This is a genomic window from Acidiplasma cupricumulans, from assembly GCF_001402935.1.
Taxonomy (GTDB): domain Archaea; phylum Thermoplasmatota; class Thermoplasmata; order Thermoplasmatales; family Thermoplasmataceae; genus Acidiplasma; species Acidiplasma aeolicum.
The window spans coordinates 1-20472 of sequence record NZ_LKBH01000035.1; the positions used below are offsets into that span (position 1 = coordinate 1).

16 protein-coding genes are annotated in these 20472 nt (G+C 36.2%); 6 read left to right on the forward strand and 10 right to left on the reverse strand.

Annotated elements, in window-relative coordinates:
- Positions 1–9: 9 nt before the first annotated feature.
- Genes AOG55_RS01370 through AOG55_RS01385 form a run of 4 tightly spaced genes read right to left on the reverse strand, consistent with a single transcriptional unit; the run spans position 10 to position 4921 of the window.
- On the reverse strand, positions 10–936 hold the full coding sequence (locus AOG55_RS01370; protein WP_055032523.1) for a membrane dipeptidase: 927 nt from the start codon (positions 934–936) through the stop codon (positions 10–12).
- Between the two features lie 48 nt (positions 937–984).
- Positions 985–2046 (reverse strand): sn-glycerol-1-phosphate dehydrogenase, encoded by a 1062-nt coding sequence (locus AOG55_RS01375; protein ID WP_055032524.1) that lies wholly within the window; start codon positions 2044–2046, stop codon positions 985–987.
- An 8-nt stretch (positions 2047–2054) separates the two neighbouring features.
- Positions 2055–3428 carry an aspartate aminotransferase family protein gene (locus AOG55_RS01380; RefSeq protein WP_055040795.1) on the reverse strand — a complete coding sequence of 458 codons (1374 nt, stop codon included), beginning with the start codon at positions 3426–3428 and terminating at the stop codon, positions 2055–2057.
- A gap of 11 nt (positions 3429–3439) precedes the next feature.
- Positions 3440–4921 (reverse strand): APC family permease, encoded by a 1482-nt coding sequence (locus AOG55_RS01385; protein WP_055032525.1) that lies wholly within the window; start codon positions 4919–4921, stop codon positions 3440–3442.
- A 162-nt stretch (positions 4922–5083) separates the two neighbouring features.
- Here AOG55_RS01385 and AOG55_RS01390 point away from each other — a divergent pair, with 162 nt between their 5' ends.
- Entirely contained in the window at positions 5084–5542 is a 459-nt protein-coding gene (locus AOG55_RS01390) for an Lrp/AsnC family transcriptional regulator (protein ID WP_054964538.1), read from the forward strand.
- Here the strand turns inward: AOG55_RS01390 and AOG55_RS01395 are convergent.
- Positions 5529–6137: a cyclodeaminase/cyclohydrolase family protein gene (locus tag AOG55_RS01395; protein WP_048101540.1), complete on the reverse strand. Its 609-nt coding sequence runs from the start codon at positions 6135–6137 to the stop codon at positions 5529–5531. The two genes, AOG55_RS01390 and AOG55_RS01395, sit on opposite strands and share 14 nt — an antisense overlap.
- The gene (gene ftcD / locus AOG55_RS01400) at positions 6124–7023 is read right to left on the reverse strand and encodes a glutamate formimidoyltransferase (protein WP_054964539.1); all 900 of its coding nucleotides are present in this window, start codon (positions 7021–7023) and stop codon (positions 6124–6126) included. Before ftcD ends, AOG55_RS01395 begins: the two co-directional genes overlap by 14 nt.
- A gap of 177 nt (positions 7024–7200) precedes the next feature.
- Between ftcD and AOG55_RS09085 the strand changes: the two genes are divergently transcribed.
- Positions 7201–10626 carry an LAGLIDADG family homing endonuclease gene (locus AOG55_RS09085; protein WP_084779380.1) on the forward strand — a complete coding sequence of 1142 codons (3426 nt, stop codon included), beginning with the start codon at positions 7201–7203 and terminating at the stop codon, positions 10624–10626.
- An 83-nt stretch (positions 10627–10709) separates the two neighbouring features.
- On the opposite strand, the gene AOG55_RS01415 is transcribed toward AOG55_RS09085, so the two are convergent.
- Genes AOG55_RS01415 through AOG55_RS01425 form a run of 3 tightly spaced genes read right to left on the reverse strand, consistent with a single transcriptional unit; the run spans position 10710 to position 14749 of the window.
- The gene (locus AOG55_RS01415) at positions 10710–11819 is read right to left on the reverse strand and encodes a glycoside hydrolase family 57 protein (protein ID WP_055040792.1); all 1110 of its coding nucleotides are present in this window, start codon (positions 11817–11819) and stop codon (positions 10710–10712) included.
- On the reverse strand, positions 11816–12958 hold the full coding sequence (locus tag AOG55_RS01420) for a glycosyltransferase family 4 protein (protein ID WP_048101537.1): 1143 nt from the start codon (positions 12956–12958) through the stop codon (positions 11816–11818). The genes AOG55_RS01415 and AOG55_RS01420 overlap by 4 nt, the downstream gene beginning before the upstream one ends.
- Positions 12959–14749: an amylo-alpha-1,6-glucosidase gene (locus AOG55_RS01425; protein ID WP_055040793.1), complete on the reverse strand. Its 1791-nt coding sequence runs from the start codon at positions 14747–14749 to the stop codon at positions 12959–12961.
- Positions 14750–14887: 138 nt separating this feature from the next.
- Between AOG55_RS01425 and AOG55_RS01430 the strand changes: the two genes are divergently transcribed.
- Positions 14888–16594 carry an MFS transporter gene (locus AOG55_RS01430; RefSeq protein WP_055040794.1) on the forward strand — a complete coding sequence of 569 codons (1707 nt, stop codon included), beginning with the start codon at positions 14888–14890 and terminating at the stop codon, positions 16592–16594.
- Positions 16595–16649: 55 nt separating this feature from the next.
- Entirely contained in the window at positions 16650–17810 is a 1161-nt protein-coding gene (locus tag AOG55_RS01435; RefSeq protein WP_048101534.1) for a pyridoxal-phosphate-dependent aminotransferase family protein, read from the forward strand.
- 7 nt (positions 17811–17817) lie between these two features.
- On the opposite strand, the gene lipB is transcribed toward AOG55_RS01435, so the two are convergent.
- Positions 17818–18456: a lipoyl(octanoyl) transferase LipB gene (gene lipB, locus AOG55_RS01440; protein ID WP_084779381.1), complete on the reverse strand. Its 639-nt coding sequence runs from the start codon at positions 18454–18456 to the stop codon at positions 17818–17820.
- A 106-nt stretch (positions 18457–18562) separates the two neighbouring features.
- Between lipB and AOG55_RS01445 the strand changes: the two genes are divergently transcribed.
- Complete coding sequence (locus tag AOG55_RS01445; RefSeq protein WP_055032528.1) at positions 18563–19387, forward strand: ABC transporter permease; 825 nt, start codon at positions 18563–18565, stop codon at positions 19385–19387.
- A 2-nt stretch (positions 19388–19389) separates the two neighbouring features.
- On the forward strand, positions 19390–20301 hold the full coding sequence (locus AOG55_RS01450; RefSeq protein ID WP_054963773.1) for an ABC transporter ATP-binding protein: 912 nt from the start codon (positions 19390–19392) through the stop codon (positions 20299–20301).
- The last annotated feature ends 171 nt before the right edge of the window (positions 20302–20472 follow it).

Consider the following 20472-nt stretch of genomic DNA (forward strand, 5'->3'; position numbering starts at 1 on the left):
TTATTATAATCATCCCAAAATTTTCTCTATTATCCTGTAGGGATTCTTAAAAAATACATCCTGATAATGATCAAGTTTTGATTTTAATTCCTCCATTTTAATTATATTTTCAAAGCCAGCAGGGACATCGTTTATGCCAAGAAAATCTGTTCCAATGCCAACATATCTCCACCCATAGTTGTCTCCAATATAATTGATGTTTTCTATAATTCCATCAACACTGGCATGATTGAGTGTGGCGGGAATTGCGGTTATACCGATAATACCATCTGTCTCTGTAATTGCCTTTATTTCCTCGTCATCTATGTTCCTTGTGTGTTTTTTTAACGCTGTTAAATTTGTATGTGAATCTATTACCGGTGCCTTTGTTAACGCACAGGCTTCAAGAACGGTTTTTCTGGATGCATGTGCAAGGTCAATAATAATACCAGTCTTGTTTGCTATGTTAATCAATTCCTCACCAAAGCCGGTAAGTCCATAATCCTTTCTGGACATGCACGACGCTGCAAATTTTGTATCATAATTCCATGTTAATCCAATGGCACCAAGCCCAAGGTTTTTTAATATGTATAAATCATCGGGCTGATTCAGAACATCGGTGCCCTCCATTGAAATCAAAAAATTAATTCCATTGTTTATATCACTGTATCTTCTTACCAATCTTAAATAACCTGATCTCTCAAGATAATAGTAAAATTTAAACTGGTCCATCATTATGCTGTACTCTGGATATGTTCCTTCCTGTTTGAACCCATAATTCTTTGTCATTTCATCTGACAAATCAGTGTATGCTGGAATATGTGGAAAAACAACAGAAAATATTGTTACCTTTTCAAATTCCCTGAGCATATTTATTCCAGACTGGCCGTTACCAGATATTATATCACCGCGCAATGAAGAAAATGCGAAATCCTCATGCATATCAACAAATTCCATTATGGTTTATATGGCAATCCTATATTAATTATTATTGATTATTATAAATTAAATAACCATTGTATACCTTGCCAGCCTCTCGGCAGAACCCTCTGAAAGGCCATTTATACCAAGTATTGTATACCATGGCCTCATTGTATGTGCAATTGTAAGCGCCTTTATTATTTCTTGGGGTTTTACATCTAGATCTGCAGCTGTTGTGGCCGCACCAACATCGTTTAAATATTCCCTGACCTCGCCATCCTTTTTGGATTGTATATATGCCATCATAATGGTGCCAAGGCCGCAATACTCACCATGATTTGGCATTCCATGTATTTTTTCAAGTGCGAAGGTAAATAAATGTTCGCTTCCTGCCGCAACCCGGGTTGTTCCAGAGAGCTGCATAAGATAACCATCTGTAACCTCAGACAAAAATAATGTTTCTATTCCGATATAATTCATTGCCGCAACATCCGCAATCCTCTTCTTTAATAAATTGGTTGTGGCCTTTGCAACATTCATGGCGAAATCATTATATGTTTCACCTGCAAGCCAGAAGGCAAGCCTCCAGTCATAAAGTGCAGACATCTTTGAAAGCATATCACCAACTCCAGCAGAGATGTATTTTTTTGGCTGGTTTTTTAATATTTCATAATCACCAACAATAAGCGAGGGTGCCTTCGTCTGGAATGCCTCGTTTTTATCATCAATCCATAAAACAGAGTATCCAGTTGCTATTGCATCGCTTGAAAGAAGCGTTGGAACGGCAATAAAATTAAGTTCAAGTTTAGCAGATATATATTTGCACACATCAAGTGTTGAGCCACCGCCTATGCCAATTATAAAAACATCATTTTTTGATGAATAATTTTTAATTATAGCTTTTAAACTCTCGGCATTTTTAAGTGTTGGTTCTATTTTTTCGTAAATAAATGTGTTAACATAAAATCCACTGGATTCAAGGGAATCAACCACTATTTTACCTGCTATTCTAAATGCTGTTTCTCCAGATATAACGGCAGCGGTTCCGGTAATCCCTATATTTTTTAGATGCTCACCGATATTTTTTAACGATCCAAATCCCGCCTCAATGTTTGCAGAGAATTTCATAAATTTAAACTGCTGCATGTAACCATCTATTTCATTTTTTTAGAGACCTCATCCAGTGATTCAGAGAATACATCAAGTCCAGATTCTATTATATGATCCTCTATTGTGAGTGGGGCTATATACCTCATTACATTTCCATAATGCCCGCATGTAAGCATAAGCAGTCCATGCCTGAAAAGAGTTTCCTTCATGGTATTTGCCATTTCAGTGGCAGGTTCCCTTGTGTTTTTATCCCTTACAAGCTCTGCAGCGATCATGTAGCCAAGGCCGCGAACATCACCTATGAATGGATTCTTACCGGCCATTTCCTCAAACCTTTTCTTTATATATCTGCCCTTGCTTGTCACCCTGTCCAGAATACCACTTGTTTTTAAATAGTTTAAAATTGCAGTTCCAGCGGCAAGTGCCAGTGGGTTAGCCCGGTATGTGCCAAGGTGAAAGCCTGCAGGCAGATCCCTGTCATAATCAGCACGGTATGAAATCATTGATGCTGGTATTCCACCACCAACACTCTTTGATATGCACATAATATCCGGGCTAACATTATAATGCTCGGATGCCCATATTTTCCCGGTTCTTCCCATTCCACTCTGAACCTCGTCAAAAATAAGAGGTATTGAATATTTTTCAGTAACCTCCCTTAACATAGGAAGAAAATCATCAGGTGGGACTATGTATCCCCCCTCACCCTGAACAGGCTCAACAAGGACGCCTCCTATTGATCCGGGACCTGCAGCCGGATCCCTTATTATATATTCAAGCTGTTCTATGACGACCTTGCTTATATCCCCCTCAGGAACATTTACCGGAAATCTATATGGATAAGGAAATGGAAGGTGGTATATATCCCTTGGGGATATTCCGGCATAATCCCTGTAATGATAATTTGCTGTTGCACCCACAATGTCCCCGGCAACGCCATGATATGACCCACCAAAGGCAACAATGGTTTTTTTGCCTGATACATGCCTGGCAAGGCTTATTGCAGCCTCGCATGCATCGGCACCGGTAACAGTAAACATTGTCCTTGCATGGTCCTTAAGTTCCTTTGGTAGCACTGAATTTAAAGTTTTCAAAAAATTGATTCTTGCCTCCGTGGGAACCTCATTGATATGAACTATTTTTTCAAGCTGCTCCTCTATTGCATGCCTGACAATAGGGTTGTTATGCCCAAGATTTAAAACACTAATGCCTGCAAACCAGTCTATAAATATATTGCCGTCAAGATCCATTACTGTTGATCCCCTGGCATTATCAACGGCAAGTTTAAATGCCCTTGTATAGGTTCTGCTCTGTGTTTCAAGCATGTCCTGCTCATTTAGCGCAATCCTTGACCTTGGACCTGGCAGCTCTGTTTTTATTACAGGCGCCTCATCATAACTTAAATTATATACCTCCATTTTAATCACCCTTAACTGTTTTCACTTATTTCCATTTCAGCATCATAATTTCCTGCATTCTGCAGCACTTCTGGTTTTTTAAATTTATAATATAATGTAACCGCAACCGCACCAACAACTATCCAGAGAACCGCGAGTATAACTATAATAAAATACGCAAGATTAAGCGTTGTTGGGTCCGATATATATGTCTGTATGTTTGTAAGCACTGTATAATAAATAATAACAAGCCCAACAAAACTTGCAATGGTCGGCATAACATAATGGTACAGTATGCTTGATTCCCCTGTTTTCTTAAGCACCGTGTGGCTAAAGAATGTAAGAGATGTATTTCCAATTATATGTACTGTAACTATGCATACGCCCGTCATTGTTAAAAGAATTAATGCGGCGTTCACAGGTCCAAAATATATGCCTGTTATTATATCAAGCACAAATGAAATGGCAAGCCAAACAAGCATGGCATGTCCTGGTGTTCTGTATTTTTTATGCACCTCACCAATATACTCCGGAAATATGACCCTATCCCTGGCTGCGGAATACCATATCCTGCTCACTGCATTTGTTTTTGAAACTGCATACGAAAAATAGCTATTTGTAGTGAATATTATTAATAAAATGAACCCAACAGGTCCAAGATATCTATAGAATACAATAAGTCCCGGATCAGGTGCGCTGGCAAAGGCTGATATTGATGGAAGGCCCCATCCAACAACAAGGGCATATGAGGCCGGTATCAGTGCAAGCCCTGCAAGAAGCCATGCAATTAAAATTGATTTTCTCACGTTTCTCTTTGAATTTTTCATCTCCTCGGATATTGTTGTAACAGTGCCAAGTCCGGTGAAATCCACTATGGAAAATATAACTCCAAAGAAAAAAGAACCTATGGCACTGCCTGTTGGCAGGTAAAATGGCTTTAATGTATTTGCCGATCCAAGCCTTGCGATAATTATAAATGAGCCTATGACAAGGAGCAAAACCTCAAGCATTCCTGTAATTGCCATATAATTTGTTGATACCTTTATTCCAAGATATGGAAGAATAAACATGTAGAGTGTTATTATTACAGCAAAGAGGATCCATAAATATGGTATATTGCTAATATAGGTTGAGATCGCAAATATGAACGCAGATAAACCGAGTATACCGAAGGCCTGACCTGTAAAGTTCTCACCCATCCATGTAAATAGCGCCATTGGTCCGAAGCCGCCACCCCTGGTGCTACCCGCAGCATATGCATAATAACTTCCCGCATTTGCCTTGTATTTTGAAAATTCATATGGCATTATCATGAATAAACCGTATGAAAGCCATGCCACTATAATTGCCAGCGGTGTGGCAACAAGTGCAAATGCAACGGTGCCAAGTAATAAAATTGCCACATCTGCAGCCGGGCCGACATATGATAAGGACTGAAAAATTCCCTGAATGCTGCCAACAGCATTGCTTTTTAATTTATTTGTTCCAGAAGAATGCTTAATCTCATCAACCATATAAATATAAACTTAAGATGATATAAAATGATTCTTATGATTAAGTGAAACAGTATTTTATAGCAATAATTTTTCCTTTTTTATTATTAAAACAAAATTTTTTGACATAAAAACATATTTATTGATAGAAAATATAAAATAGTGATAAAACTTTTAATCATTATGGTGGATGAATTTGATAGAAGAATATTAACCATTCTTAAAAATGATTGTGATGTGCCATTAAAGGAAATTGGCAAAAAGGTTGGATTATTTTCAGCCTCCGCAATTAGCAAGAGGATAAATAAACTAAAGGAGGATGGCATAATAAAAAAACAGGTTGCACTCCTGGATTATGAGAAATTGAATTTTGATTTTATATCCATAATATTTGTTAAAACAAAATATCATAAGGATTATGCACAGATAATTGGCAACAAGCTAAAATCACTTCCAAATGTTGTTGCAGTATTTTTTATACTGGGTGATATTGATTTTGTTATTCTGACCGTGAACAGGAACAGGCAGGATTTTTTGCGTATAATGGAAAAGCTCACCAGCATGGACGAAATAGAAAGAAGCGATTCACGGGTTGTTGCATATACAATTAAGGATATTGATTTCTCATCTATAGAGCTTTAAATATATCTTTTTCATAGGACTCTGCCATTCCAAATATCCTAAGGCTCTCCTCATAAAACAGTTTAATTTTCAATTTTTCTGTAAAAATATATTCCGAGCCTTTATATATCCCTAAATTTATGGCGATGTTTCCCAGAGATGCATTTATTGAGGAGTATGCCATATATGCCGAGGTTATATCATCTGTAACAAGATTTTTATTTCCATTATAAAGAAGATAAACTGCATTTTCAAGGTTTATCAATGATCTAATTGCTATTTTCCATGATGTTATTATGCTTTTTTTTACCGCATAATTTATTTTATTGGGCCTGTTTTTATCATTACGGGAAATTCTTAAGGCATCCATTATGTCCATAAAATTTTTTTCATCCTCATTCATTAAACTTTTTAAGTCATCTATAATTTTATTGCTCTGTAAAACAATATTATTATATTTCCCGTAATTTTCCCTGAGCTTTTCCTTTTTTAATGATAGCAGGGATGCCATTGAATTTAATGATGCTGAAAATATTGATGTTAATGCTGATGCAGATCCACCGCCGGGTGCTGCAGAATCGCTTTTTAAATTATTTATATATTCATCTATTTCCATAGCTTCCTAATATTTTATATTCTAAAATATTTTTGCCAGATATATCCGCCTTTATGAATTTTCCAAGGGATAATGCAACAGCGTCAGCAGGCAGGAGACCAATTATCTCACTTGATTCTATGTCAAATCCCATACCTTTTGCCTCGGAATCTATAAAATTATATATGTTATTAATTGGTGAACATTTATAACAGTATATATTCATGGATAACTGCGTGTAACCCTTTGACTTAATTGGGAATGCAAGTGCCTTTACCCCCTTAAAATATTTTCCTGATCTTATTTTTTTCACAATCATATTTACCTTTGAAACGTCATCTGTATTAATATTCACATTATAGGCTATAAGGAAATTTCTTGCGCCAACCATCATTGCACCTGCACTGCCCAAAACAGCAGGCCCGTAATCAGGTTTATATTTTTCCTCCAAAATATGCTGTTTTAGTTCCTCATACTGAAAATGCATATTCCTTATGTATGATATATCCCTCCTTTCCGGAATTTTCGCTGATTCACCATACATATAAACAGGGATGCCAAGCTCGCTACCTATTCTATAACCAAGTTTATTTGATATTTCTATGGCCTCATTCATGGTGGAATTTCCCATTGGAACTATAGGAAGCACATCCAGCGCACCTATTCTTGGATGCAATCCCCTGTGTTTTTCCATATCTATGAGTTCCTTTGCACTTTTTGCAAGGTCAAACAGTATCTGTACAATCCTATCGTTATCTGCTATCAGCGTTATAACACTTCTGTTATGGTCCCTATCAGATGTGCTGTCCAGAAAAGTACCACCGCCTGATGTTATTATGCCTTTTAATATTTCAATTATATTCTCATCGGATGTGCTAAAATTGGGGACTGATTCAAAAATATTCATGATATATTATATATTATAGGTATTTATACTAATTTGTTTTAAAAATGATGTTATCTTATATTTTATCTGATCTGATAACATATATGTTTATGCTGTAAGTAACTTATCTAATTACATGTTGGGTTCAAAAATTTTTATATTCCTTCAGGTATTGTCATTAATGCACCGTGATGTAATATGATAACTAGTATAAAAAATGTTATAAAAAGGGACGGAACTGAGGTTCCATTCGATAAGGGTAAAATAGCAATGGCAATTTATAAGGCCATGCTTTCGGTTAAAATGGGTTCAATGGAGGATGCAAACAAGCTTGCCGATATTGTTACAGAGGAATTGGAAAAATCAGGGGGGGTACCAAATGTTGAATCCATACAGGATACTGTAGAAAATGTTCTTATGACAAGAAAGATTGATGGTAAATCGTATATACCTGTTGCAAAATCATATATATTATACAGGGAAAAGAGGAAAACCATAAGGGAGGAAAAGGAGCTACTTGGTGTAAAGGACGATCTAAAATTAACTGTAAATGCAATAAAGGTTCTTGAGGCAAGGTATTTATTCAAGGACTCTGAGGGCAAAATAATAGAAACCCCAAGGCAGATGTTCCACCGTGTTGCAGTACATCTGGCCATAATACAGGGATTATATGATTACCGTGATTTCCAGAAAAATGGTGTTATACATGAGGATGGTGAGGTCTATTCAGGTCTTTCAAAAACACAGATAGATGAATTGAGGAGGGCCTTTAATGAGTTAAAGAAGGAAAAGGAGCTAACAGGCACGTTTGATGAATTCCTTGATTTTCTTGAGACAAAGAAAACAAGAATAAATTATTATATCAAAAAATTTGAGGACGAAATGATAAACCTGCGCTTTGTTCCAAATTCACCAACATTAATGAATGCCGGTGGACCACTTGGTCAGCTTTCAGCATGCTTTGTGCTTCCAGTCGATGATAGCATAGATTCCATATTTGATGCATTAAAATATACCGCGGAGATACACAAATCTGGCGGTGGCACAGGTTTCTCATTCTCAAGGCTAAGGGCATCAGATGACATAGTTGCATCCACAAAGGGTGTTGCATCAGGCCCAGTATCATTTATGAGAATATTTGATGTTACAACAGATGTAATAAAACAGGGTGGCAAGAGAAGGGGGGCAAACATGGGCATACTTAACTATAACCACCCGAACATAATGGACTTTATAATGAGCAAGGACTCAGATAACAAGGTTCTAAGCAATTTCAATATATCTGTTGCGGTTGATGATGAATTTTTTGAAAAGCTGGACAATGATGATTATATTGAGCTTAAGAATCCACGTGATAAAAGAACGATGGGAAAAATTAAGGCAAGGACCCTCTGGAATTCCATAATAAACCAGGCATGGAAGACCGGAGACCCCGGAATGGTTTTCCTTGATGAAATTAATAAAAAGAACCCTGTGAAAAATATAGGGTATATAGAATCAACAAATCCCTGTGTAACAGGTGATACAAGAATATACACATCCGAGGGAATAAAAACAGCAAAACAGCTGTATGATTATGGAGAGCCATTAAATATAAAGATAGATGGAAGATTAGGTGGCAATTTCAGAAAATCATCAAATGTCATTTATACAGGCTATAAGGATGTATATAAGATAACAACCAGGGAGGGATTCGAAATAAAGGTAACCGGAGACCATAAAATCTACAGCGATGAAAGAGGATGGGTAGAGGCATTAAAGTTAAGAAAGGGCGAAAAAATAAGAATACTAAATGAAGGAGGAGCTTTTGGAAGCTATGGCAGCCTTGAGGAAGGAAGGGTCCTTGGATGGCTTGTTGGTGATGGCCATATAAACAAAGGCAATAATAACGATCGGGCCGTTCTATCATTCTATGACCAGGATCGCGTATTGGCAAAGGATTTTGAAAATTATGTAAATAATATAATAAGGCCATCAACGAATAACCGTGATTACCATGTAGGACTGGTAAACATAGAGAGCAGAAACTGCACAACAATAGCATCTGAAAGATTAAAGGAAATGGCTAAAGAATATGATTTATTGGATGAAAAATTAAAGGTTCCTGAGAAGGTATTTGAAGGATCAATGGAAATGCAGAAAGGATTTATACAGGCACTATTCGAGGCGGATGGTACAGTAAATCTAGATGGGAACAGCACAAGGCATATACATTTAACATCAATAAGCGAGAAACTATTACGTGGTGTTCAAGAATTGTTACTTAACTTTGGGATATATAGCAGGATATATTTCAATCGCAGAAAGGCTGGATTTAAAATGCTTCCAGATTCAAATAGAAATCTAAAAATGTATAAAACTCAACCATATCACGAGTTATATATCATGGGTAAAAGTTCGGTAACATTCTATAATAAAATAGGATTTTTATCCGAAAGAAAGAACTCAAAGTTATTAAAGCTTGTAAATAGTTACTCACAGGGGCCTAGAGATGAGAAATGGGTTGCAAGGGTTGATAATATAGAATATGTAGGTAAGGAAGATGTATATGATTTAGTAGAACCATCTACTCATTCATTTGTAGCTAGCGGAATTGTGGTACACAACTGTGGCGAGCAGCCGCTTATGCCCTATGAATCCTGCAATCTCGGTTCAATAAATCTATCAAAATTTGTGGAGAATGGTCAGTTCAATTTTGATAAATATAAAGAAACAATAGACATAGCCACAAGGTTCCTTGAAAACGTAGTAGATGCCAACAAATTCCCTGTAGAGGAAATAAAAAACATGACAAGAAAGACCAGAAAAATAGGCCTTGGATTAATGGGATTTGCAGACATGCTAATAATGCTTGGCATACCATATAACAGCAATGAGGCCCTTGAAATGGCGGAAAAGGTCATGAAAACACTTAATGATGAGTCACACCTTGAATCACAGAGACTTGCTGAGGAGAGGGGTGTCTTCCCCGGATGGTATGGATCAGAATGGGAGGAAAACGGAATAAAGATGAGAAATTCAACAACAACAACCATTGCCCCAACAGGTACAATATCAATAATTGCCGGATGTTCCTCATCAATTGAGCCATTATTTGCCATAGCCTTTGTAAGACATGTGCTAAACGGGCAGGAATTACTGGAGGTAAATCCCCTATTTGAGGATGCCCTAAGGTCAAGGGGGCTTTACTCAAATGAGATAATGGAAAAGGTTGCACAGACAGGGAACCTGCAGAATGTTGATTTACCTGATGACCTGAAATCAATATTTGTGACTGCGCAGGAGATAGATCCTGAATGGCATGTAATAATGCAGGCAACATTCCAGAGATACTGCGATTCCGGAGTATCAAAGACAATTAACCTTCCCTATGAGGCAACTCCAGATGACATTGCAAAGGCATACAGGCTCGCAAAGGATCTGCACTGCAAGGGTATAACGGTTTACAGGGACAGGAGCAAGAGCCAGCAGGTATTATATGCAGGAACAAAAAAGGAAACTGAGGAGACAAAAAAAAGTGATGAGGAAAAAAAAATTGATTTATCATTAAAAATGCCCGATAAATTCCTGAAACTTGACTCCACATTCGACCCTGCATGCCCAACAGGAAAATGCGATTTATAAAATATTTTATAATATCCTTATTTTAAATTTATACATTTAATGGATAAAAAATACATATTAACACAATTGTTGTAAATTACTATTTAAAAATTTTCAAGAATATTTGTGAAATAAAAAAATGCGTTGTATGGTGATTTATAGGGATTAAAATATTCATGGACCTCCTGATCTGGGCCTGTGCCTGCTGCCATATAGTAAAAATTATCTGAGGTCTGAAGATATCCAAAGAGTTTTTCATCAATTTTATCGCCCTTTGATAACAAAATATTTAGCGCCTCAACCTGCATACTGTTTCCAGTCCATGGTGATAGGTCCCTCCCGGTATCAGCCCATGATATTGTGGAATCTGTATTTATAACTGATTTAACAGAAAATTTTAACGCGTCATTTACCCTGAGGTCGTTTATATTATTTTTAATCATTTCAGTTTTCAATGATTTTAAAAATTCAAAAATTCCGGTGGAACTGTCCTGATGTTCCCCAAATGTCTCATAATCCATAAAAATATTAATTACATCGCCTTCTGAGTGTTTAATCCAGGATGCATATTTTTCGGCTGTAAGTGGAAACTCCGGCCACGATCTGTTTGAGAATCTAAATGATATGTCATCACTTAAATTATAATTCCTTAAAAGCATTCCTAATCCATTAATATCCTTATAAACAAAGTTGGGTGAATTGGCGTTATTGAATCTGTCTGTAAATTCTGTTAAAATTAAATTGTATCCAATATTTTTAACAATCCTGCTAATATTTGTATTGTAAATCAATTCTGTATTTCTAAAATTTTTGGGTTTGATTCCAAATACATTTTTCATTTTTTCAGCATGCATGGAAATTTGTTTTTTAAATTCGTTTTCATCATAGATTCCTGCAAGGCTATGATAATAGGTTTCATCAAGCAATTCCCCAAGCCCGGATTTAAAGTATTCCTTAAACACATCAAGAACCTCTGGATAAAACACCTCAGCCTGTTCTATAAATGTACCTGATAATGAGAATGTGGCATTTATATTATTCTCCATTAAAATTCTTGTTGCAGGTATGTATGATTTTTCCGAAATTCTTTTAAAAATCCTCTCATTTTCAGAGTCCCAGAAGAATGAATTATTATTGCCTATTTCGTACCTTCTGTAAGGTCTCAGCCTACGCGGCTGGTGAACCTCAAAATACATTATTACATTATCCGTCATATTGATCTGTATACCTCCATTGTTTTAATGGCAGCACTCTCCCATGTAAATTTCCTTGCCTCAATCTGGCCATTTATACCCATGGTCTCTCTTAATCCCCTATGAAGAAGCATTGAGATTATATATTCGGATAAAAGTTCAGTGTCCCAGTAATCAGATCTGAAAACATTATGAAGCGCCTCACCAACACCGGTTGTGTAGCTAATTATTGCGGGGGTTCCGGTGCTCATTGCCTCTATAACAGACATGCCAAATGGCTCGGATACCGCGGGGAGCAGAAACACATCACTGTTTTTATAATAGTATATCTGCTCATTAAAGCTTACAAAGCCCCTGAATATAACATTCCTATTTATTCCAAGTTCACCTGTAATCCTCCTCATTTCAGGTTCCTGATCACCGGTACCGGCAAATGTAAATTTAATATCTGGAAATTTCTTTATAACACGGTATGCCGCATCCAGGAAAAATCTTGGTCCTTTCTGTGTTGTAATTCTCCCAAAATAAAGAATGTTTCTGTATAAATCATAGGATTTCTGCGGCATGTTTATGAATGTATTATCTATACCATTATGCACAACATAAATTTTTTTTGGATCTGCATTATAATATTTAATAATCATCTTCTGGGTGTATTCTGATACGGCTATTATCCTGTCAGCATATTTTATGCCCCTTCTTTCAATGTCCATTATATATTTTTGTGGGAAAAAGTTTCCGGATCTGTCTATTTCTGTACTGTGCACTGTTATTACAAGTGGTTTATTATATCTTTCCTTAAGCTCAATGCCCGCCTCAAATGTAATCCAGTCATGGCAGTGTATAATATCGGTTTCAGGATCGAATTGATCAACAACCATCTCATTATAATATTTTATCTTTTCATTAAAATCATGAAATTTAATGCCATCGAATCCGGTATAATAACTTTCATTTCTTATATTTTTTTCATTAATTTTATAATTGGTTTTCACCCTTTTTACCCTAAATGGATAATATGGATAAAGTCCTGAAACATCTGGAATATACAGCGTTACATCAAAAATCTTATTTATAATTGAAAATATATTTATGGTATGAACACCCAGGCCACCTGAAAATGCAGGCGGAAGCTCCCAGCCGATTACAGATATCCTCATTTAATTGCCCCCAAGATCCTCAAAGTAAGATCTTATTAATTCCCCGTAACTCCATGCCTGAAGTATGCAGCCCTTTGGCGTCCCATCATCATCAAAGAGTTCCGGTATTTTCCTCATGTTATATAGTGATGAAAAATAATCAAGCAAATCTGAAGCACTGTTGCCTGACCTTACAGCCGCCGTAATATAAGGGCCTGCAAGCCACGGCCATATGATTCCATTATGATATGCCCTGTCACGGTGAAGCCGGTCACCGGTATATACAGGTATGTAATCAGGATCCTCTGGGGATAATGTTCTGAGCCCATATGGTGTTATAAGGTATTTATCAACCTGATTTTTGTATTTATTAAAGTTATTTAATACCGGGAATGGAAGTGAAAAGGCAAAAATAAAATTAGGCCTTAATCTAAAATCATCTGGAAGCACATCGTAAATTTTTCCATCATGCATGTATAGATTTTCAAAATTTTTTTCGATATACTTATATATATTTTTATAGGAATCATCATAACCAATTGAAACCTCATTGCAGAGGAACTCATATGTTTTAAGCGCATTATACCATAGTGCATTTATCTCCACAGGCATTCCTGAACGTGGCGTGAATATTATATTATTATACTCCGCATCCATCCACGTCAGCTTGCCCATCTTTAATTTTATAAGGTTATTTTCCATAAAATAATAGTCATTACCCCTAATATATCCATCTATAATTTCCTTAATTGCTGGCATAAAATGCCTTATGGTGTTAACATCTTTTGTGTACTCATAATACTTATAAACTGCATAGATAAACCAGAGCGATACATCTGCAGCATCATATTCCCCTACCATTGTTTTGGGAATTATACCATTTTTCATTTGCCTCATATATGTAAATAGAATATCCCTGGCAAGTTCATATCTACCGGGTATAAGCGCAAGCCCCGGCAGGGATATAAATGTATCCCTGCCCCATGGGCCAAACCAGTAATATCCCGCTATTATATTATTTTTAAGGAGGAAAATATTTGCCTTTTCATACATGTTTTTTATATTTATTCTATTTGATCTAATTTTATATCTGCTTTTAATGTATTCTTTAAGGGTATCATCAAAGGATTCGCCAGCATATGATGCATCAGAATGAATAGTAATTTCAATGTTTTTGCCTGGATGTCTTAGCTCAAAGTGCCCCGGAAGATACAGATCCTCCTCATAATGTGATCCTCTTTCAATTTCAACAGGATACTGAAAATTATAATACCACAAATTATCTGTAATAAAATTGCCATCAGATCCAATCCAAAGATTATTTTGAACGGATGAAAAATGAACAAATTTACCATTTTTCTGCCATACAAAAATACGATCACCCTTTCTTATTATATCATTGGAATTTCTAAAACTTAATAATGGATAAAATCTTGCAATTTCAGGCTCAGGGTCCATTTCATATTTTATTATTAAAACATCCTTAAGTGGATGCATAATTATGCTTTTTTTTATTTTGAAATTCTGTGAAGAATATACAAACTGCGGATATGGATCATCATTAAGGTCACTTAAATATTTTCTGCCGTCGGGAAATACAGTGCCCGGATAGTAATTTGAATCCAGGTTTATCCTATCTGAATTAAATTCAAATTCCTCAAAGAATTTTGAAAGCATTACCATTCTATCATAATTCTCATTTATATTTTTTACAAAAATGCCGTGATACGTCCTTAGATTTGCAAAGGATGCTGAGGATGATGAATAGCTTGCATTTTTATTTGCAATGATCCACTCATAATTATAATCCATATTAAATTAATAAGCCAAGGGATTATATAATAATTCCTAAAATACTAAATTCATCCACAGGGTTTGATAAAAAAATTAGTTAATTGCTAAATTGTTTTGCACTTTATATTTATATAGTAAAAATAAATAAAGTATAATATGCTGCAAAAATGGATAGCCCTATCCAATACAACAATAGGGCAGCTAATGGCCACAATAAATACGAGCATAATAATAGTGGCACTTCCACCAATTTTCAGGGGCATACATCTGAACCCACTGGCCCCACAATCATTTCCATATCTTTTATGGACAATAATGAGCTATATGATTGTTGTATCAGTTCTGCTGCTCACCATAGGCCGGCTTTCAGATATGTACGGCCGTGTGAGGCTTTTTAACTTGGGTTTTTTAATATTCACAATCGGATCCATACTGCTTTACCTAACCCCGGGAACAGGATACACAGCAGCCACCGAATTAATTATTTTTAGAATAGTTCAGGCTGTTGGTGGATCATTTATAATGGCCAACAGCTTTGCAATCATTACAGATAATTTTCCAAGTGAGGGACGTGGATTTGCCCTATCCATAAATAGCGTTGCTGCTGTATCCGGTGTGAGCATAGGCATAGTCCTTGGAGGATTTTTATCGGTAATTTACTGGCGTGATGTTTTTCTCATAAGCGTTCCTGTTGGTATATTTGGCACATTCTGGTCATATTTTAGACTTAAGGAGACATCAATGAAGAAAAGGGACAGGCTTGATATACCCGGAAATATTCTATTCGCCGCCGGTATTATAATACTTCTCATTGGTGTGACATATGGAATAACACCATACGGGAAAAATCCAATGGGATGGACAAATCCATTTGTTATAATTTCACTGCTTACCGGTACATTGCTGTTAATAATCTTTCCCTTTATTGAGAAAAAATCAGGGAACCCAATGTTTAGGATTGATTTTTTCAAAATTAAGGGGTTCAGCATAGGCAATTTTACTGCGTTCATATCCGCCATGGAAATGATGGGATTAATGTACATGTTAACAATTCTGTTTCAGGGTGTATGGCTTCCAATACATGGATATCCATTTTATATAACACCATTATGGGCAGGGATATACATACTGCCAATGACAGTTTCCATGGGCCTTTTCGGTATACTTGGGGGGCGTTTATCAGACCGTTATGGATTCAGGATTTTAACATCTGCAGGCCTATTTATATCAGCATTTTCATTGGTTCTGCTTGCATTTTTACCATATAACTTTTCATACTATTTAATGGGCATAATCCTTGTTATATTTGGCATTGGTTATGGCCTTTTCAACGCTCCAAACATTTCTGCGGTAATGTCTGTGGTTCCTCCTGAAGCCCGTGGAACCGCATCCGGCATGGTGAATACAATGAGGAATACAGGATATACTGCCAGCATGGGGTTATTCTTTTCCATTCTTATATATGGGCTTTCTAAATCATTGCCTGTAACAATTTCCTCCAGCCTAAGGGCAAAAAATGCAGGACAGCTAATACCATATTTAATCCACATGCCACCCACCGAAGCCATATTTGGAACCTTCCTTGGAATAAACCCTGTATCAGCAATCATCTCAGGAATTCCAGGGCCTGTAATTTCCTCTGTACCTGCAAATGCATTATCCACGATTACTGGAAATACATGGTTTTCCTATGTTTTTGCCCCTGCCTTCATGGGGTCCCTTGACACTGTTTTCTTTATAGTGGCAGGCATAACGGTATTTGCAGGATTAATCTCATTGCTCAGGGATAGGGATAGGATAAGTATTGATAAAAAAACAGGATCCTCCTCTAAAAGTATTAAAAGGCTTAAGGAATATAAATAATTAAAATATACCATATAATGAATAGTTTTATATTCATTAAATAATTTTATTTATTATGGACAGAAAAATCTTAATGCATGTTGGACCAACCATGATTGATATTGATGTTTTACTGGCCGGTGTAAGGAATAATACCGGATTTGCATCACCAGAATTTGTTACTTCCATGGGAAATGCACTTAACGGATTAAAATATGTAATGAATGCCCCTGATTACCAGCCATTCATACTTCCGGGCAGCGGAACCATGGCCATGGAGAGTGTAACATCATTATTAAAAAAGGGTGATAATGTACTTATAGTCAGCTCCGGTGTTTTCGGGGATAGATGGGTAAACATTTTTAAAAAATATCCCCTAAACATCAAGCATTTAAGATCAGAACCCGGCCATATAATCCCGCAGGAGGAGGTTTCAAGAGAACTGGAAAACGGAAAATATAAAATGGTTACAATAACACAGGTTGAGACAAGCACCGGTGTTTTATATCCTGTGGAATCCCTTGTAAAGAAAATACGTGATAAGGTTGATATCATTGTTGTTGATGCGGTTGCCAGTGCAGGTGCCGAAAAATTAAATGTGCAGGACTGGGGCATAGACGTCTGCCTCACAGCCAGCCAGAAGGCCATGGCAGCACCACCCGGTGCAGCCCTAATGGTTTTATCCCAGAACGCTGTTAACCATTTATCAGAAAATTCAATATCAGGATTTTACACAGATTTAAATCAGTGGATTAAGGTTATGAACAGCTTCCAGAACGGTAAATCAGGATATTATACAACACTTCCTGTGCATATAGTATTCTCACTGGAAAAGGCATTTGACCTTATAAGGGAGGAAACTCTTGAAAACAGAATAAAAAGGCATGAAATAGTTTCAGGTGCAATCAGGGCCGGATTAAATGGTATGGATATGCCTGTAATGGCTGAAAAGGGTTTTGAAAGCCACACAGTTACCGGAATGATGCTTGATGGCATAAGCATGAATGATTTTCTTTCAGAATGCCTTAATAATGGTATAGAAATGGCCACAGGCATAGTCCCGGAATATGCTGGAAAATATGTAAGAATTGGACATATGGGCTGGATAAACCAGAACGATGCAATTTCAACAGTGGCCGTAATAGAGCGGGTTCTGAGGGATATGGGCAGGAAAATACCTGCCAATTCTGGTGTATCTGCAGCACAGGAATATCTATCCTCAAACATTAAAGACTAAATTTTATTCAAATGTAAAAATCATTTATTTTTGTATATAAATTATAATTTTGAATTTTAAAATCACTGATAAGTATTTCCATATATTTTTTTCTTGCATCATCCATTGGTATTTTAAATCCCTTTATTTCCTCAATTGAGGTCATTATCTCAGGGTCAAAATTGCAGGGGTTTATCAGATAAAATTTTTTAAGGTCTGTATTAATGTTTAATGCCATGCCATGCAGTGTTGAAAAACCTTTTATTGCGAGGCCTATTGAACATATCTTTTTATTATTTACCCAGACACCTGTTTTTTCATTTAGTTCAGGATGAGCATCAATATTATAAACTTCAAGGAAATCAGTAACGGTTTTCTGAATTAATCTGATAACATCAAGCACATTCTTATTACCTTCCTTCATGTTTATAATAAAATATGCTACCAGCTGTCCAGGGCCATGGTATGTTAAATAGCCTCCACGTTCAGTCTTTATAATGTTGTCCATTGCGCCTTTATAGTGAACACCTGAGGTATAAACATCATTATGTTCAAGAATTATAAATGAATCCTCAATTTTATTCTGATTCCTTAAATTATTTAACCTTCTCTGAAAATCCAGAATTTTTTTATAATCCTCAACACCAAGCACATAAATATCTGGCATAATATGATATTATGAAACAGTATATATTTAATTTGCAAAGGACTTTTTTTGATTTTTATTATATTTATGGGCAATCTTTAAATAAATCATTTATATATTAAGGCATATGCCACAGGATACAAATTTGAAACAGTACTATACATCATTTAAATATCAGTTACTGGGTTATATTAAGACCAAAAGGTTTATCGGGCTTACCCTTTTTTCATTAATAGTTTCGATTGCGGTTACACTTTTAATGTTTCATGTGGAATACACAACGTTAAAGGATTCAAACTCGCCAACATTTTTTTTAAATTATCTTGATACATCACTTCTGGATATTATTGTTGTGGTCGGTTCATTTTTTGGTGGTGATTTAATTTCAGGCGATGTTGGCACCGGTTCAGCATATTACATACTTGTTCAGCCGGTAAAAAGGTCAGTTTTATTTCTTGGGAAGTATACCGCTGCACTGCTATCATCCTTTTTCATAGTTTTCCTTTACATACTTGTCGGAATTTTTGCATCTATTGACCTTTATGGAACGGTAACATCCAAGGTTGCACTGAGCCTTGGCCTTGTACTTTTAATGGTTGCCGCAACCATCATGCTGGCATCATTTTTTAGCTCCATATTTAAGAGCCCAACATCCGGCATGATCACATCAATTGTTCTATTAATTCTAGTATTTCCAATAATAACCGGAATTATAGGCAGCCTTGAGGGCATATATCCAATTGAATTTTTAACCTTTGCAGGTGAGATTACATACCTTATTTTCAATACCGAATATCCCGCAACAAAAATAGTGAGTCCGGCATTGCATGGCCTTAAAATATACACGTTTAATCCGGCATTATATCAGGGGATAGAATCACTTCTGATTTATTTAATCGTCTTTGGCATTATATCAATTGTGATTTATTCAAGGAGGCAGATCGAGGGATAAAAATGGAAATATCAATGGTCAATGTTTCAAAAAAATATAGGAATTTTACCGCACTGGACAATGTATCATTTAATTTTTCCGGTAAAAGGGCCATAGGATATCTTGGTCCAAACGGTGCGGGAAAAACAACAACATTAAAAATTATGACAAATTTATTAAGGCCATCACAGGGCACAGTAGAATTAAATGGCATAAATGTTAATAAAAATCCAAAAAAGGCCCTGGAATCGGTTGGCTCCATGATAGAAACACCTGTGCCATACCCATATTTTACCGTAAAGGAATCACTGGAATTTATCGGTGAGCTGAGGGGCATTGACAAAAGAACTGTTGATGGCAAAATAGACGAATATTTTGACGCACTTAAACTACCACCATTAAAAAATAGAATAGGTTCATTATCAAAAGGCCAGAGGCAGAGGGTTGTTTTTGCATCTGTTCTTGTATCTGATCCGGATATAGTGATACTTGATGAGCCAACAAGCGGCCTTGATCCATTTGAGAGGAAGATATTCCGTGATTTTATATTGAAACTAAAAAAGGACAAGCTTGTTTTCTTCTCATCCCATATACTCTCAGAGGTCTCAGAAACATGTGATGATGTAATATTTTTAAATCATGGGAAGGTTCTTAAGATAGGAAATATGGGCGAGATAACAAGGAGCTTTAACACAAACGCGGTAAAAATTGAGTTTGTTAAAAATGTGGATAATGATATACTATCAAGGTTAAGGGAATTAAAATATGACATTATGGATTCATCAGGAAGAACTGTAACAATCAATTATTCAGGAGATGAGCAGGAGAGGGCACAGATTCTGATTAACGCCATTAAAATCTGCCCTGTAATATCATACACATCTGCAGGATCAGACCTTGAAAAGGCATATATATCAATTCTTGGGGAGAAATGAGGTGGCACCCTGGCGTTATCTGGGGCTTCTCTATTCCAGGGAAAAGCCCTAGCTCCAAGGGCATAAATTCGGTAAAGTTTTGTGTTATATAAATTTCTGGGCAAATGCATAATATAACCTATTTTATTTATCTGCGTTTTATTTTGATATATTCCAAATTTATATGCTCTA